Below are 14,813 nucleotides of genomic sequence, written 5' to 3'. Positions count from 1 at the left end.
TGGAGGTCTGACCAGTTATACTGTGCAAGTTAGATCAACCAGACATTATTTTCAAGGAAAATTTGAACGCGCGTTTGAATTTTCTGTCAATGTAAGTATCCAGTTGTCACGGTGAATGGAGTGGTGATGTTAAAACGGACAATGCATTTTTTAATGGCTTCTGCTGTACTGAGTTTCGCTCAGCTTGCGCCGGTTCATGCAGACGATACTGTAAAAGAGACTCAGGGCATTAACGATACCATGAAGCCCTACGAAGCGAATTACGTTATTACGCGTGGTGACAGCGAATATGGTGAAGGCTACCGTTATTTAGAGGTATCGCCTGATGACGAATGGCAGCTGCGCACAAAGTCTGATATTTCCTGGTTTATTCTGTCCGATACTCGGGAAGCCCGCTCAGTGTTTATTGTTGACGACGAAAGTAAACGCCTGGAGCCGCGTGAGTTTATCTATATGCGTACCGGAACTGGATCGGACAAGTCGTTTCATGGTGAATTCCGAGCAGATGACAAGACGGTTCGCAATGTCGATACCGGCCGAATGCTCGACATTAACTGGAAAGACGCTTTATTTGATGAAGCCAATGTAACAGAGCAGTTGCGCATAGACTTGGCCCGAGGAGCTAAAACGTTTGAGTATCGACTGGTGGATGAAAAAGGCCGGGAAGATGAGTATCGTTTTCGAGTGATGGCCGACAGTGAACTACTAAAACTGCCGTATGGCAAGGTCGAAGCGATAAAAGTGGGGCGCATTCGTGACAACAACCGCCGCCAGACGTTTTTTTGGTTTGCGCCGGAATTAAACTACGTGATGGTTAAAATGCAGCAATTCAAAGAAGGTGACGAACAAGCCACCATGTCTTTGAAAAGTTTGGAAATGTAAGAGTTTAATTACTCCGAGGCGTAGCCCTGAGAGCCTAATACTTCACCGTCTAAGGTCACGCGGCCGTTTTCGAGCTTTAAACGCTCCTGGCAGAACCAGTTGACTACAAGCGGATAAATGCGGTGCTCTTGTTCGTGAACACGGGCTTGAACTTCGTCAACGGTGTCACCCTCGAAAATAGGCACTTTTGCCTGTAATACGACCGGACCACCGTCGAGTTCTTCCGTTACGAAGTGAACACTGACACCGTGTTCAGTATCGCCGGCATCTAACGCCCGTTGATGGGTGTTTATACCTTTGTATTTCGGCAAAAGAGACGGATGTATGTTGAACATACGACCTTCGTAATGGCGCGTGAAGTCACCGGTCAGAATGCGCATAAAGCCGGCCAGTACTACTAAGTCAGGCTGATAACTATCAATTAATGCTTTAAGTTCAGCGTCGTAAGCTTCCCGCGTATCAAATTCTTTGTGGCTAAGCACTTCGGTGCTAATACCCTTTGCGGAAGCTTTCTCCAGACCTTTGGCTGACGCTTTATTCGAAATAACGGCAACCACTTCACCGGCGACTTTACCGTTTTCGCAGGCCTGCTGAATGGCCTGCATATTACTACCGGTGCCTGATATTAGTACAACAATACGTTTCATTAGTGAGTCTCGTCGGCCAGAATGTCGACTTGCTCTTCACCTTCTGCGGCATTAGCAATACGGCCAATTTTCCAGGCGTCTTCGCCAGCGTCAGTCAGTATTTGAATGGCTTTATCGGCCTGATCATTAGGTACCGCGATAACCATACCTACGCCACAGTTAAAGGTGCGGTACATTTCTTTCATGCTGACGTTGCCGTTGTCTTTTAACCAGTCGAAAATAACTGGCCAGTCCCAACTGTTACCGTCAATAACCGCTTTACTACCCTTAGGAAGGACTCGTGGAATGTTTTCCCAGAAGCCTCCACCGGTAATGTGTGACAAGGCATGCACAGGAACGTGCTTAATCAGTTCAAGCACTGACTTCACATAAATGCGAGTAGGCTCTAACAAGTGATCAGCCAGTGTTTTGCCTTGTAGGTGAGACTCTAAGTCGGCACCGCTGACTTCAATAATTTTACGAATAAGCGAGTAACCATTTGAGTGAGGGCCGCTTGATGCCAGAGCGATTAAGGCATCGCCGTCAGCGACTTTGGTGCCATCGATAATTTCTGACTTTTCGACAACACCGGTACAAAAGCCTGCTAAGTCGTAGTCGCCGTGTTCGTACATGCCTGGCATTTCTGCTGTTTCACCGCCGATAAGTGCGCAGCCTGATTGTTCACAGCCGTCACCGATACCGGCAACGACATCGGCTGCGACGTCAACGTCCAGTTTGCCTGTTGCATAGTAGTCGAGAAAGAACAGAGGCTCTGCGCCTTGAACAATAAGGTCGTTCACACACATAGCGACCAAGTCGATGCCAACACCGCGGTGGCGTTTAAGGTCGATAGCTAAACGTAATTTTGTACCAACACCGTCGGTTCCGGAAACCAGAACCGGTTGCTTATAACCTGCCGGAATTTCACAAAGTGCGCCAAACCCACCAATGTTACCCATTACTTCTGGTCGATGCGTGCGTTTCGTCACGCCCTTAATACGGTCAACCAATGCATTACCAGCGTCAATATCGACGCCCGCGTCTTTGTAACTTAAAGAAGGTTTGTTATCGCTCACAGAATTATCCCGACAGGCAAAAAAATTTGCGCGCAAGTTTAACACGATTCGTGGTACAAAAGGTAGTCTGAAGCCTGAGGTTATTCCCTCAGGAACTTTGTTATGAGGTGTGCTCTAAGTATGGCTTCTCAAAGCTATAAAATAACCTGTGCTCAACCGCTTCATCTGGATGCAGTAGCAATACTGGAAGCCCGGACTTACCCCGAAGATGCCATCAGCAAGCGTAGCTTCCGCCGTTTTATTGAGTCTGAAACGGCCGACTTTTTTGTGTTGGAAGTGGATAATAACGTTGAAGGCTACATTGTGGTGTTGTACCGAACTAACACTAACCTGGCGCGCCTGTATGCGTTGGTTGTCAGCGACGCTTATCGGCAAAAAGGTTACGGGCGACTATTACTGCAAAAAGCCGAAGCGTTAGCCGATGAACGGCACTCTCTGTTTTTACGCACCGAAGTAGCGGTGTCCAACAAGGTCGCTCAAGAGCTGCTCATCAGTGACGGCTTTCATTCTATCGAACTTCGTGAAGCGTACTTCCCGGTGAGCGCAGCACAGTCGAGAGACGCACTCGTTCTGCAAAAACTTTTACCACGTTATGAACTCGGCGAAGACGCCGGCGTGGGCGCTACCGAAACCTACGTTCCTATGTTAACTCAGTCGACAGAGTTTACCTGTGGGCCGGCGAGTTTATTGATGGCGCTTGATTACTTTGGGTACCCAAGCCAGGATCCTCAGTCTGAAGAACTGGAAATTTGGCGCGAAGCTACCACTATTTATATGACGTCTGGACACGGCGGTTGCGGGCCTTATGGACTTGCGAGGGCAGCGCTAAAACGTGGGCTTAAGGTGCGTGTAGAAGTGAATACTGATCAACCTTTGTTTGTCGACTCGGTTCGCCAAGAGCAGAAAAAGGCGGTGGTAGAACGAATACAGCAGGTCGATATAGGGTATTTACGAGAAAAGAATGTGCCGGTTTGCGTGGGAGATTACTCAATAGAGTCACTGCTTAAAGATCTAGCCGGCGGGTGTTTAGTTATGGCATTAATTTCCACCTATTTATTTGACGGAATCCGGGCGCCGCACTGGGTTCTTATATGCGCTGCTGACGACGACTTTATTTACATTAACGACCCGGACTACGACACGCTGCCGTGGGAGTCGCCAACAGAGCGGCAGTATTTACCTGTGCCCGTCAAAACGTTTAGCAAAGCCTTTGGTTATGGCGGTAAGAAGCAGAAAGCGGCGGTAATTCTGTCGGTTAAAACGGAGTAAAGTGATCAAATCACCTTGAAATCTCCGTAAATATGCACAAAGTCATAGATTAGTTCCTAACAAAAAAGGATTCCGTATGAGCTCTGCATTTGATGATTTCGAGTTAAAAGGCCACAAATTTGATAACCGCTTTGTGGTAGCGCCAATGACCCGCACCAGTGCCGATAAAAAAGGTAAGCCAACCGAGCTTATGGGCGAATACTACGAGCGATTCGCTAAAGGTGGCTGGAGTATGATTATCAGTGAAGGTGTTTATACCGACCGTCAGGCAAGCCAGGGCTATATTAATCAGCCGGGTATTACTGATGCGCCGCAAACCGATGCCTGGAAAGAAATTGTTGAAAGAGTGCATGAGCATGACTGCAAATTCATACTACAACTGATGCACGCAGGGGCTCAGTTCCAGCATAACGAATATACTGACACGCCGATTGCACCAAGTGCCGTTCAACCTAAGGGCGAACCTTTGAGTTTGTATGGTGAAACGGACGGCTGGCCGGAAGTTAAGGCGATGGATGAAGGTGATTTCGATGCGGTGATGCAGGGCTTTGTTGGAGCCGTGAACCGTGCTGAAGAAGCCGGGTTTGATGGCGTGGAGTTACATGCCGCTAATGGTTACTTATTGAATGAGTTTTTAAGTGACTACTTCAACCAACGCGAAGACCAGTGGGGTGGCAACATTGGTAAGCGTATTAAGTTTGTTGCAATGGTAGCAAAAGCCGCGAAAGCGGCCGCAAAAGACGACTTTATTGTGGGTATTCGTCTTGGTCAAATTACGGTGACTGACCCGGATTATCAATGGCCGGAAGGCGAAGACGCTATGATAAAACTGGTGAAAGCCTTGAAAGAAGCGGGAGTCGACTATATTCATACAACAGACACCGACGTAAACCGTAAGCCGTTTAAAGGCGGTAGTGCGAAAACGCTGGCGGAAATTGTGCAGGAGTTCAGCGATATTCCATTGATAGTGAACGGTGGAGTTGACAAGAGCAACTATGAGCACGTGGCTGCGCATTACCCCAATGCCATGCTGGCAATAGGTAAAGCCGCTCTGGCGAACCCTGACTTACCGAAGCGTTTGAAGTCCGGTGACAAAATTGAAGACTTAGACTTTGCCATGTTGCAACCAACTGCAACGCTTGAAAACGAGTGGAAGTGGCGAGATGAGCACGATAAACACATAAACGACGAATAAACTCACGTTTAAGCAGAGGATTTTATGAAAAAAGTAGCGGTACTATTGTCAGGTTGTGGTGTTTTTGACGGCGCTGAAGTGAATGAAGCGGTATTAACCCTGTTGCACCTTACCAAACAAGGTGCTGCTTACCAGTGCTTCGCCCCGGACGTTGAACAAATGCACACCATTAATCACTTAAAAGGTGAGGAAAGCAGTGACAAACGCAATGTACTGGAAGAAGCTGCACGCATTGCCCGGGGCGAAGTGAAACCGCTCAGCGAGTTAAATGCGGATGAGTTCGATGCATTAATTCTACCGGGCGGCTTCGGTGTTGCTAAGAACTTCTGTGATTTTGCGGTTAACGGTGCCGAAATGACGGTTAATGAGCAAGTCATGAAAGTTGGCAAGGCGTTTGTAGATGCTGAGAAGCCTGCCGGCTATATGTGCATTGCGCCTGTTTTACTGCCACATATTTATGGTAATGGGGTAAAAGCCACCATAGGCCATAATGACGAAGTGGCGAATGCTATTAACACTTTGGGGGGCGAACACGTTAAGTGCGATGTGCGTGATATTGTCGTTGATGACAAGCATAAATTAGTGACCACACCGGCGTATATGTTGGCGGATAACCTGGTGGATGCAGAAGAGGGCATTCGCAAATTGGTCGAAAAAGTGCTTTATATGGCAGCATAAGGCGTGAAAGCCTAATAATTCACCGTTTAAGTGCGGAACTTATAGCGCTTAAACGGTGTCTGAGTTATAGTATCGACATTACGTCATTAAGAACTGACAGAAAACTTTGGGGCTGATCAGGATTCGACGGGATACACGAAACCCAAGGTGCATGCCGAGGTGAGGCTGGCCTCGTAAAAAGCCTCAACGTTATAGTTGCAAACGACGACAACTACGCTCTAGCGGCTTAATAACCCGCTAAGCCCGTCCCCCAGCGCTTTGTCTGCGAGACTGGATCAGGACGGCTCGACCTAAGGTAGACTCGCGTGGATGCTTTGTCCGGAGCTGAAGCGTTAAACTTAATCGGACTCGCGCGTGAACGAAGCCTGTCAGTCGGCGTCGCACGCGTTAATTAAAAGACTGAATAAGCATGTAGGACCGAGGATGTAGGTATTGCGGACGCGGGTTCAACTCCCGCCAGCTCCACCAATTCCATAAAAAGCCGCTCACCCGAGCGGCTTTTTTATTGCCTGTAGCCGACGTTGCGCGTCAGGTGTAGACTCTATCCTAAGAAGTGAGCCGTATAAATGAGGAGTGACTAATGAGACAGGTTTTATATATCGCTCATGGTGGCGGCCCTATGCCACTATTAGGCGATAAAACTCATGAAAGCCTGAACAACGCGCTTCAGGATGTTGTCTCGCATATGCCAAAACCCGATGCCATTCTTGTCGTTAGCGCTCACTGGGAAGCTGATATTCCGCATGTAACGACCGGTGAAAAACCGGAGCTAATTTATGATTATTACGGTTTCCCGCCAGAATCGTACCAAATCACTTATCCAGCACCTGGCGAGCCTAATTTAGCTAAAGAACTACTTGGAGCAATAACGGCGGCGGGCATCGAGTCGGTGGGGGAGCCGGAGCGTGGTTTTGACCATGGCCTTTTCGTGCCGCTTAAAATTATGTTCCCACAGGCTGATATTCCTTGCGTACAGCTGTCGCTGTTGAATACGCTTGATGCTAATGCTCATATCAAACTTGGGAAAGCTTTGGCGAACTTCAATTATGACAACCTGCTAATTTTGGGTTCCGGCTTTTCATTCCACAATATGAAGGCATTTTTCTCTCCGGAAGACGCGACAGCAGATAGTAAAAACGCAGAGTTCCAAAGCTGGTTAGAGCAAGTATGCAGTAGTAAAACGTTAAATGAAGAAGAGCGCGCTGATAAACTCAGTCATTGGCAACAAGCACCATTTGCCGAATTTTGTCATCCGCGCGAAGAACACTTGTTACCGTTACACGTTTGCTACGGCGCTGCCGGAAAAGCCAGTGACGAAGCTATTACCGTAACAGCACTCAATAAAGAAGCTCGAATGTTTTACTGGCAGCTAAATTAGCCTTTAGTTAGAGAGTCTGTGAAAACGACGCTAATTGCTGTGCCAACACACCATCAACTATCGGAGCTAGCTTGGTAAAGTCGGTGGTTGGGTAGCCGCCGACGATGTAATTCAGCGACACTTTGTTATCGCTAAAACTAATGGTCATGGTGCCATTCATACCTAAGGATTGTAATGGTCCTAGACCACCTACTAACCGCAGGGTTTTTCGTGGGTCAACATAAGCAACCTGCATGTGCATTGCCTGCAAATCTCCGTTAATTTCGCAGAAACACCCGCCGGCAGTTGCATCAATACTTAAGTTCGCCGCATCGCCAAACCAGGTATGATCATCCAGCCACCATTCACTAACGTTATTGATAAAATGTCTATAACCCTGTTGAGCAGAGCCCTCAAAGCTTTGCTCTAGTTGTATTTGAAAGCCGTGCTCTGATGATGAAGCGACTTCAGCCTGGCTGAACGTAGCGAAACTGAGTGCTACCGCTGCTAGAGCCATTTTTATTGTTGTTTTCATTTTGTGATCCTATTCTTAGTGGGCGGCTATTTTAAAGTAGACCTCAGGGTCTTCGTTGATAGTTTCTAATACTTTAGCAGCTAACCCAGTAGGGTTTCTTCTTTTGCTTTCCCAGCTTTTTATTGTATCTAAGCTGGTTCCCAGGGCTTGGGCGAAATCAACTTGAGAGACATTTAAGCGAGAACGAATAGCCTTTACATCAGCTATTTCATATCGGGTTACTTTGTGTGCTGGTTTATTCCGTTGCTCTATTTCAACGGCTTCTTCCAGTGAGCTTTTTAACTCATTAAAAATACTCATTACATGCCTCCTTTAAGGTGAGCTGAAAGTTGCTTTAACTCAGATTTCTCAACATTAGTTAGGTTATCCTTTTTACTTTTAGGATAAGCGTATAAAAAATAGATTCTGCCCCTATGAGCAATTAGATAGACAACTCTTACTCCCGCACTCTTTCCTCGCTTCCCCACGGACATTCTTACTTTACGTAATCCTCCTGTTCCTTCAATAAGCCTACCTTTTCTTGGCTGTGCGATTAATTCAACTTGTAGTTTTAGAAGGTCTTCATCGCTTGCAAGTTGCTTTATTTGACTTGTGAAAACTGAAGTTTCTACAAACTCGATAGCTTCGACCATGCTTAATCCTTAAGTTTATTTTAGGTGTACAGTGTACACTTGTCAACAAAAGGCTAATTACATACTGAGGAGGTCAAATTGTCGACTGAGAGATTTCACATCAGTATGTCCTACTTTACCCAATTTCAGTTAAACTGGACGAAAGTTTGAAATGAAAGCAACGGATAAAACACCTCTCATGCAAAAACTCTACTTAACTTACGTTGGCGGTACTGCTCCCGGCGCGAATATTGAGCTACATGATGTGCGTTTTGTTGTGGGGGAAACTATTGAGCATACCTATTCGGCCATTCGAGCGGGCTGGTTCGGTACGCAAAAAGGCTTGCATCTGGACAGCTATGTTCAGTTGCATCACGTTGATGGTTATCGTATTGAACTTGCACAAGAACCACAATCGGCTTGTGCTAAAAAGCTTTATTTCGTGAATTTTGGTGGCTACTTTGATGGTAAGTTGGCGGAGTTTCATGATTTTACGGTTGTTGTGGCAGAATCTGCACAAGCGGCTAAGCAGTTGGCGAAAGTACAAGTTATCAATAAAGGCTTAGCTGGTGCGGAGCAATTGCATAAAGATGACTTGATAGCTGTCGACGATTGCCTGTGTCTCGATCTTATCGATAGTCACTACATTCACTTGTACCACGACGGCAAAAGCCAGCCTTTGATTCCTGACTGGAAAGGTTATCAGCCGCTTCCGTGATGAGTGTATTAAATGACATGGGTATTACTGTTCGAGCTTTTTATGACGAAAGTTTTTCCACACGTGATAAACCAACGAAATGGTGAAAGCCGTGGCAAAGTGTAAAACGCCGGCGTGTCCCCAGGTAAACTCCCCAGTTTGAAAGTAAGTGACGAGCATGGCGGCAACTGAGTAACCACCAACCAATACTAGTGTTAAGTATAGCGTAGAGAGTACCGGGTTACTGTCTGAAACCATAACGGCATATTCCTTCGGTTGTTTATTAATCTTCATAAGGTAAGTTATTAAAACTACTAGTCAAATTTTTCGATGCAACCATAAGGAAGTGCTTGTTTCACACCAACACACTCTCAATATCTTCATCTATTTTAAATGTAGCTAAGTCATCAGCGCGGGTTTTACCGCGTGTTAAAATGGCGATGGGTTGGTTATTTTTAGCGGCCTGGCGGGCAAAGCGATAACCCGAAAACACCATTAATGATGATCCTATAACTAATAACCCTTCGCTTTCAGCTAACGCCTGCTTTGCTTCTGCGACACGGGTCTTCGGCACCGTGTCGCCAAAGTACACTACGTCTGGTTTTAAAATACCGCCGCAATTTAAGCAGTCGGCTATTTGGAAGGCTGAAAAGTCGGTTTCTATGTCAGCATCGCCGTCGGGTAGGGCGACGGCGTCCATTTCAGCGAACTCTGGGTTCAGTGCCAGGCAACGTTCGTGCATTTCCAAACGAGGCGATTGTGCGCCACAGCTCATGCAAACCATTTCATTAGCGTAGCCATGTAAATTTATTACGTCTGTGGCTCCGGCTCTTTGGTGTAAGCCGTCTACATTTTGAGTAATAATAGTACCTATTAAGCCTTCTTTCTGCATTTTTGCTAGTGCCAAATGTGAAGCATTAGGCTGTGCGTTATAAAGCACCGGCCAACCGTGTAAAGCGCGTGCCCAGTAACGCTTGCGCAGTAGCTCGTTAGTCATAAAGTCGCGATGCTGCATCGGCGGAGCGCTTTTCCAGTTACCGTTACTGTCGCGGTAGTCGGGAATACCTGAAGCCGTACTTAAGCCTGCACCTGTTAACACGGTTACTGGTTTATTCTGCTCTAAAAAATGTTGGAGTGTTTTTCTATTCTCAGACATAAAGCTTCTAGTTGAGCCTAACCTTGCAGCAAACGCCGCTGCAGTAATGCTTGCATATCCCGGCGACCATCAGCAACGATAAGAACAAAAACATCGGTGTTTATTATTCTGTATATACAGCGATACGGAGGCGTTTGAATTTGACGAAACTCTTTTATACCAAGTGACGTAAGTTCGTTTGGGTATGCCCCACGCTCCGGCGATTCGCTTAAGCTGGCAACTGAAGACCTTAACTTTTCAAGAGTATTAAGCGCTTTAGCTTTAGAGTCGTTTAGAGCTATGTAATCAACAATGTCCTGAATATCTTTAATTGCGTCAGCGGTCAGTTTTACAGAGTAGGTCATTAACGATCACTAAGCTCTTGTTTTAGATTATCAAAAGCGCTGTCGGCCGCTTGAATGTTGCCGCTCTCTATTTGCTGGTTACCCAAGGCTAGAATTTTAAGCATGGCCAGTGTTTCCTGAGTCTTTTCAAAGCTCTTTACGTCCTGAACCACCATCTTCGCTTCACCATTCTGAGTAATGTACATTGGGCCTTCACTCTCAGTGAGCTCTAATGAAATTTTCGCAGCATTGGCTTTTAAATAGCTTATCGGTTTAATTTTGTCAGAAAGTGCCATAACAGATCAGGGTGACTAAATTTGGTTTAAATATAGTCTTTATTTGCGATGCGGTCAAAAAGCTTTACTATGAAAAAAACACGCAACAAAGAAGCTTATGACAATAACCCCAGGTATTTACGAACACTACAAAGGCAACCGTTACCGAGTGATAGACACGGTAACGCACAGTGAAACGGAAGAAACGCTGGTACTGTATCAGCCGCTGTATGGTGCACAAAAACTATGGGTAAGACCGTATGATATGTTTACCGAGTCAGTCGACGTTGGAGGGCAGAGCCTGCCTCGATTTCGACTCATAGAGGAGTAGTCCGGCAGTATGGACTCAAAATTGAAATTTAACGAGCTCATGATGGAATGCAAAGAAGGTCAGCTGAAGCCGAACCTCCGCATTATTCTTCCTATTCTGCTTGCCATATTGTTGCTTGTTCCTGTTACTCGTGCGGTGACACTTCAAGTGTTGTCGGACGCGTTTTTGCAGGTATCTGTATTTGTCTTTGCGTCGCTGGCGCTGTATTACAGTTTAACTCGCAACCTCGATAAAGAGCGTTTAGCCAGTTATATGCAACGGCATCCACTACAGGAAGTCGCTATAGCTGCGTTACTGGGCGCGTTGCCCGGCTGTGGCGGCGCGATTATTGTCGTTACACAGTTCACTCGCGGTTTGACAAGTTTTGGTGCGGTAGTTGCTGTGTTAACCAGTACTATGGGTGACGCTGCGTTCTTACTGCTGGCACAAAAGCCTGCCGATGCGTTACTTATTGTCGCAATAAGTTTGGTAGTTGGAGCCATCAGTGGCTATATCGTTAATCTGTTTCATAAAGGAAAAACCGACTGGCTGCTGAGTAAAGGCGCTTCTGACAGCAAAGAAAGCCTGTGTGGACCCGAGCCAAGCAGAACCCGCAAAACGGTGCTGAGATGGTCTGTGCGTTTTTGGAAAGTTATTTTTATACCCGCACTTATTGGGGCAGTAGCGGTTGCACTTCAGTTTGAGCTTAACGAGCCGTTAAATTTACCCTCAAATACCGTTGAGACCATTGCCGCAACAGTGACTTTTCTTATTTTGGTGTTATGGGCGTTTACGTCAGATCTCACCGGTTATTCGTCAATTACCAGCGAAGAGCCTACAACGCATCATGAAGGCTGGCTGAATAAATCGGTGCTAGACACTCAGTTCGTAACAGGCTGGGTTGTGCTGGCCTTCTTAGCTTTCGAAATTCCGGTACAGCTTTTTGGTATTGATGTGGCTGGCATGTTTAATTCCTGGGGACCAATGGTCGTATTAATGGCTGTGGTTATTGGCTTTTTGCCAGGCTGTGGACCGCAAATACTCGTGACTAGTTTGTACATTAATGGTTCTATTCCTTTTTCTGCCCAACTTGGTAATGCTATTAGTAATGACGGAGATGCGCTATTTCCTGCCATAGCTTTAGCCCCGAAAGCAGCACTTTTGGCAACGTTATACTCCGCTATACCGGCCTTTGTCGCCGCATATGGCTTTTACTTTTTGTTTGAATAGTCGGTGCCAATTAAAAGTATCTGAAAATAGTTATTAGAAACTTGAAATAAAAATAAGAATAATTCGCATTTACTAAATGATATCCCCTGAGTATGATGAGCGCCGCTAAACATATAACAGGGGATGAACATATGAAAAGGTTTCTGCCGAGTGCGGTTGCACTCTCTCTTGCTGCTACTTTCTCTCACGGTGCTATGGCCAAAGCGGCAGCGATAAACATGGACGACATTGAGCGCATGGTCGTTACTGCGTCTGGTTTTGAGCAAAAGCTAACTGAAGCACCTGCCAGTATTTCTGTCATTACTAATGAAGATCTCCGTTTACGCTCGTTTACCTCTTTGCTTGATGCGGTGAAATTCCAGGAGGGTGTTGATATTGGCGTGTCGCGCGACAAAACGGGCCAGGGCAGCATTAGTATGCGAGGGTTAACCGGCGAATACACTCTCATACTGGTTGGCGGAGTGCGGCAGAACAATCATGGTGATATTTATCCAAATAACTTTGGCGGCAACGCGTTTAATCATATTCCGCCATTAACGGCTATTGACAGAATTGAGGTCATAAGAGGCCCGGCGTCGACGTTATATGGTGCTGATGCGCTCGGCGGTGTTATTAACGTCATCACTAAGAAACATGCTAACGAATGGAATGGTTCAATCAGCTTTGGCCGTAGCTTGCAGACTGATGACGATTTTGGCGATGACTTTACCACCGACTTTAATGTTAGCGGACCCATTATTAAAGATGTTCTGACACTGGGTATACGCGGCAGCCTGTATGATCAGCAAGCGTCCAGTCCAGAGTTTGAACCGGCAGTAGACCCGAATGGCACCGTTCATGTGCGTCAACTAGGTTTCGGTAGCGGCGGGCGTACTGTTGACAATACCGACGAGCATTACGGTTTTTCGTTGTCATTTACGCCTGCAGAAAACCAAAACCTGAAGTTCAATTTTGACGACTCGCATCAGTCTTATGACAACACGCCAAGCTATGACTTAGAAACCGGTACTATTACTTATCCGCTGGGAACAAAAGACAGTATCGAATCACTGTGGCAGGATCGTGGGGGTAATGTCGCACCACGAGCTGGCTATGCTCAGGACCAATCTTATGATCGTACCTGGTGGTCATTAATTCACGACGCTGAATGGTCGTTTGGTAGTAGTTTATTCTCAGTGTCGCATGTTGATACGCAAAATAATGGCCGGACATTGCCGTTAAGCGTCGACGAGCGTTTGTTATTGCAGGAAATGTATGACGGCACAGGGGACTACGAAGGGCTCACTGAACAAGAGCGTCGACAAATTGCGGAAGATACTTTCCTGCCACGTCCGGCAAGACCTTTGGAGAGCAGCCAGTATACGGTAGACCTGCGCTTTGATATTCCCATTGAAAATGTTGCGGGGCATCACAATCTGGTTGTTGGTGGTCAGCTTATTGACGGCGAGCTAAAAGACGGTGTTTTTGGTCTGGAAGAAGGAAGCGCTGGCGCTATTCAAGAGCAAAAAATGTACTCGCTGTTTGTTGAAGATAACTGGATGCCTATTGCTGACTTTACGCTAACTGGTGGTGTTCGTTATGACGAGCACGACGTGTTTGGTAGTCAGGTCTCGCCGCGTTTATACGCTGTTTATAACCTGTCGCCAAGCTGGGTGGTAAAAGGCGGTGTGAGCACCGGCTATAAAACACCTAAAACGACCGACTTGTACGATGGAATAACGGGGTTTGGCGGACAAGGTACGATTCCATTTGCCGGTAACCCCAACCTCGAGCCTGAGACCAGTGTTAACTCGGAAATAGCACTTTACTGGAATTCGCAACGAGCTGATCACAACTTTAATATCACCTATTTCAATACTCAGTTCGAAGACAAAATTGGCCGAGGCGATACCGTTCCAAGCTGCGATGTCACCGGCGGTGAGAGACCATGTGTGAACTTAGGTGATTACCAGGCGTTGGGTTATGACTCGTCTAGTCAGGTTATCAATATTGATGAAGTGGACTTGCAAGGCGTTGAAGTTGCCGGACGTTATGCCATTAGTCAACTTTGGGCGGTACGTGGTAACTATACCTGGACAGACAGTGAGCAGATCACGGGGAGCCAGGCTGGTCAGCCGCTAACAAATACCGCAGAGCACATGGCCAACCTCTGGCTAGAATGGCAGGCAGCGGATGACTTAAACATTTACCTGCAGGGAGAAATTCGCTCTGATCGCTATCGTGGCTATGACGCGGTTATTGAAGAACAGCAGTACTATGAAAATTACAGCTTGTTGAACTTGGGACTAAGTTATCAACTGAATGACTATACCCAGGTAAACTTGCGTGTGAATAACTTGCTCGATCGCGACTTTACAACCTATTCAACGACCTACACGGACTTAAACGGCGACGGGGAATATGAGTACGTCACGGGACGCGGCGCAGTCAGTGAAGTTGTTTTTACTGATGACTATAACGTCAAAGATAAAGCCCGTAATTTATGGATGGGCGTGACGGTTACTTTCTAAGCATAACCACGAACGAGACGATAGCGCCGGATCTTAAGTTCGGCGCTTCGTTGCCTATGATTCTAATAGGTGGTAAAACGGGT

General features: G+C 46.5%; 18 protein-coding genes and 1 other RNA gene. 10 read left to right on the top strand and 9 right to left on the bottom strand.

Features of this window, described 5'->3' with window-relative positions; translation table 11 throughout:
• Positions 1-126 precede the first annotated feature (126 nt).
• The gene (locus tag B3850_RS04215; protein ID WP_286911426.1) at positions 127-882 is read left to right on the top strand and encodes a DUF3108 domain-containing protein; all 756 of its coding nucleotides are present in this window, start codon (positions 127-129) and stop codon (positions 880-882) included.
• Positions 883-890: 8 nt separating this feature from the next.
• On the opposite strand, the gene purN is transcribed toward B3850_RS04215, so the two are convergent.
• A complete protein-coding gene (purN, locus tag B3850_RS04210) occupies positions 891-1,529 on the bottom strand; it encodes a phosphoribosylglycinamide formyltransferase (protein WP_058578860.1) in 639 nt (212 codons plus the stop codon).
• Positions 1,529-2,584 carry a phosphoribosylformylglycinamidine cyclo-ligase gene (gene purM / locus B3850_RS04205; RefSeq protein ID WP_286875807.1) on the bottom strand — a complete coding sequence of 352 codons (1,056 nt, stop codon included), beginning with the start codon at positions 2,582-2,584 and terminating at the stop codon, positions 1,529-1,531. Before purM ends, purN begins: the two co-directional genes overlap by 1 nt.
• 120 nt (positions 2,585-2,704) lie before the next feature.
• Between purM and B3850_RS04200 the strand changes: the two genes are divergently transcribed.
• The 5 genes from B3850_RS04200 to B3850_RS04180 all read left to right on the top strand — a co-directional run bounded on the left by B3850_RS04200 (position 2,705) and on the right by B3850_RS04180 (position 7,104).
• Positions 2,705-3,853, top strand: a complete 1,149-nt coding sequence (locus B3850_RS04200; RefSeq protein ID WP_286911425.1) for a GNAT family N-acetyltransferase/peptidase C39 family protein — start codon at positions 2,705-2,707, stop codon at positions 3,851-3,853.
• A gap of 76 nt (positions 3,854-3,929) precedes the next feature.
• The gene (locus tag B3850_RS04195; RefSeq protein ID WP_058578863.1) at positions 3,930-5,048 is read left to right on the top strand and encodes an NADH:flavin oxidoreductase; all 1,119 of its coding nucleotides are present in this window, start codon (positions 3,930-3,932) and stop codon (positions 5,046-5,048) included.
• Positions 5,049-5,072: 24 nt separating this feature from the next.
• Positions 5,073-5,726, top strand: a complete 654-nt coding sequence (elbB, locus tag B3850_RS04190) for an isoprenoid biosynthesis glyoxalase ElbB (RefSeq protein ID WP_286875800.1) — start codon at positions 5,073-5,075, stop codon at positions 5,724-5,726.
• A gap of 108 nt (positions 5,727-5,834) precedes the next feature.
• Positions 5,835-6,194, top strand: a transfer-messenger RNA (tmRNA) gene (ssrA, locus tag B3850_RS04185).
• Positions 6,195-6,306: 112 nt separating this feature from the next.
• Complete coding sequence (locus tag B3850_RS04180; RefSeq protein WP_058578893.1) at positions 6,307-7,104, top strand: DODA-type extradiol aromatic ring-opening family dioxygenase; 798 nt, start codon at positions 6,307-6,309, stop codon at positions 7,102-7,104.
• Between the two features lie 7 nt (positions 7,105-7,111).
• On the opposite strand, the gene B3850_RS04175 is transcribed toward B3850_RS04180, so the two are convergent.
• From B3850_RS04175 to B3850_RS04165, 3 genes are read right to left on the bottom strand one after another with little or no spacing between them, the layout of a single operon-like run.
• A complete protein-coding gene (locus B3850_RS04175) occupies positions 7,112-7,618 on the bottom strand; it encodes a hypothetical protein (protein WP_286911424.1) in 507 nt (168 codons plus the stop codon).
• Positions 7,619-7,633: 15 nt separating this feature from the next.
• Positions 7,634-7,918: a NadS family protein gene (gene nadS, locus B3850_RS04170; protein ID WP_058578894.1), complete on the bottom strand. Its 285-nt coding sequence runs from the start codon at positions 7,916-7,918 to the stop codon at positions 7,634-7,636.
• Complete coding sequence (locus B3850_RS04165) at positions 7,918-8,250, bottom strand: type II toxin-antitoxin system RelE/ParE family toxin (protein WP_414654207.1); 333 nt, start codon at positions 8,248-8,250, stop codon at positions 7,918-7,920. The genes nadS and B3850_RS04165 overlap by 1 nt, the downstream gene beginning before the upstream one ends.
• A gap of 151 nt (positions 8,251-8,401) precedes the next feature.
• Between B3850_RS04165 and B3850_RS04160 the strand changes: the two genes are divergently transcribed.
• Positions 8,402-8,947 carry a DUF1543 domain-containing protein gene (locus B3850_RS04160; RefSeq protein WP_286875798.1) on the top strand — a complete coding sequence of 182 codons (546 nt, stop codon included), beginning with the start codon at positions 8,402-8,404 and terminating at the stop codon, positions 8,945-8,947.
• A 24-nt stretch (positions 8,948-8,971) separates the two neighbouring features.
• Here the strand turns inward: B3850_RS04160 and B3850_RS04155 are convergent, their stop codons facing one another.
• The 4 genes from B3850_RS04155 to B3850_RS04140 all read right to left on the bottom strand — a co-directional run bounded on the left by B3850_RS04155 (position 8,972) and on the right by B3850_RS04140 (position 10,701).
• A complete protein-coding gene (locus tag B3850_RS04155) occupies positions 8,972-9,220 on the bottom strand; it encodes a hypothetical protein (RefSeq protein ID WP_286875797.1) in 249 nt (82 codons plus the stop codon).
• 61 nt (positions 9,221-9,281) lie between these two features.
• A complete protein-coding gene (locus tag B3850_RS04150) occupies positions 9,282-10,082 on the bottom strand; it encodes an NAD-dependent protein deacetylase (protein WP_286875796.1) in 801 nt (266 codons plus the stop codon).
• 17 nt (positions 10,083-10,099) lie between these two features.
• Entirely contained in the window at positions 10,100-10,426 is a 327-nt protein-coding gene (locus tag B3850_RS04145; RefSeq protein WP_053952432.1) for a type II toxin-antitoxin system RelE/ParE family toxin, read from the bottom strand.
• Complete coding sequence (locus B3850_RS04140) at positions 10,426-10,701, bottom strand: type II toxin-antitoxin system Phd/YefM family antitoxin (protein ID WP_286911423.1); 276 nt, start codon at positions 10,699-10,701, stop codon at positions 10,426-10,428. The genes B3850_RS04145 and B3850_RS04140 overlap by 1 nt, the downstream gene beginning before the upstream one ends.
• A gap of 97 nt (positions 10,702-10,798) precedes the next feature.
• Between B3850_RS04140 and B3850_RS04135 the strand changes: the two genes are divergently transcribed.
• The 3 genes from B3850_RS04135 (at position 10,799) to B3850_RS04125 (ending at position 14,730) form a co-directional block, all read left to right on the top strand.
• Entirely contained in the window at positions 10,799-11,011 is a 213-nt protein-coding gene (locus B3850_RS04135) for a DUF1653 domain-containing protein (RefSeq protein WP_286875791.1), read from the top strand.
• 9 nt (positions 11,012-11,020) lie between these two features.
• Positions 11,021-12,220 carry a putative manganese transporter gene (locus B3850_RS04130; RefSeq protein ID WP_286911422.1) on the top strand — a complete coding sequence of 400 codons (1,200 nt, stop codon included), beginning with the start codon at positions 11,021-11,023 and terminating at the stop codon, positions 12,218-12,220.
• 131 nt (positions 12,221-12,351) lie between these two features.
• Positions 12,352-14,730, top strand: coding sequence for a TonB-dependent receptor domain-containing protein (locus B3850_RS04125; protein ID WP_414654206.1), 2,379 nt, complete (start codon positions 12,352-12,354; stop codon positions 14,728-14,730).
• Positions 14,731-14,813 lie beyond the last annotated feature (83 nt).

It is taken from the genome of Idiomarina sp. UBA4520, from assembly GCF_002388365.1.
Lineage (GTDB): Bacteria > Pseudomonadota > Gammaproteobacteria > Enterobacterales > Alteromonadaceae > Idiomarina > Idiomarina zobellii.
Note: the sequence above shows the minus strand (reverse complement) of the source record. Positions and strands in the feature narration are given on the sequence as shown.

Coding starts and splice junctions, on each gene's coding strand:
- B3850_RS04215 (WP_286911426.1), top strand. CDS start 127: ATGTTAAAACGGACAATGCATTTTTTAATGGCTTCTGCTGTACTGAGT.
- purN (WP_058578860.1), bottom strand. CDS start 1,529: ATGAAACGTATTGTTGTACTAATATCAGGCACCGGTAGTAATATGCAG.
- B3850_RS04200 (WP_286911425.1), top strand. CDS start 2,705: ATGGCTTCTCAAAGCTATAAAATAACCTGTGCTCAACCGCTTCATCTG.
- B3850_RS04195 (WP_058578863.1), top strand. CDS start 3,930: ATGAGCTCTGCATTTGATGATTTCGAGTTAAAAGGCCACAAATTTGAT.
- elbB (WP_286875800.1), top strand. CDS start 5,073: ATGAAAAAAGTAGCGGTACTATTGTCAGGTTGTGGTGTTTTTGACGGC.
- B3850_RS04180 (WP_058578893.1), top strand. CDS start 6,307: ATGAGACAGGTTTTATATATCGCTCATGGTGGCGGCCCTATGCCACTA.
- B3850_RS04175 (WP_286911424.1), bottom strand. CDS start 7,618: ATGAAAACAACAATAAAAATGGCTCTAGCAGCGGTAGCACTCAGTTTC.
- nadS (WP_058578894.1), bottom strand. CDS start 7,918: ATGAGTATTTTTAATGAGTTAAAAAGCTCACTGGAAGAAGCCGTTGAA.
- B3850_RS04165 (WP_414654207.1), bottom strand. CDS start 8,250: ATGGTCGAAGCTATCGAGTTTGTAGAAACTTCAGTTTTCACAAGTCAA.
- B3850_RS04160 (WP_286875798.1), top strand. CDS start 8,402: ATGAAAGCAACGGATAAAACACCTCTCATGCAAAAACTCTACTTAACT.
- B3850_RS04155 (WP_286875797.1), bottom strand. CDS start 9,220: ATGAAGATTAATAAACAACCGAAGGAATATGCCGTTATGGTTTCAGAC.
- B3850_RS04150 (WP_286875796.1), bottom strand. CDS start 10,082: ATGTCTGAGAATAGAAAAACACTCCAACATTTTTTAGAGCAGAATAAA.
- B3850_RS04145 (WP_053952432.1), bottom strand. CDS start 10,426: ATGACCTACTCTGTAAAACTGACCGCTGACGCAATTAAAGATATTCAG.
- B3850_RS04140 (WP_286911423.1), bottom strand. CDS start 10,701: ATGGCACTTTCTGACAAAATTAAACCGATAAGCTATTTAAAAGCCAAT.
- B3850_RS04135 (WP_286875791.1), top strand. CDS start 10,799: ATGACAATAACCCCAGGTATTTACGAACACTACAAAGGCAACCGTTAC.
- B3850_RS04130 (WP_286911422.1), top strand. CDS start 11,021: ATGGACTCAAAATTGAAATTTAACGAGCTCATGATGGAATGCAAAGAA.
- B3850_RS04125 (WP_414654206.1), top strand. CDS start 12,352: ATGAAAAGGTTTCTGCCGAGTGCGGTTGCACTCTCTCTTGCTGCTACT.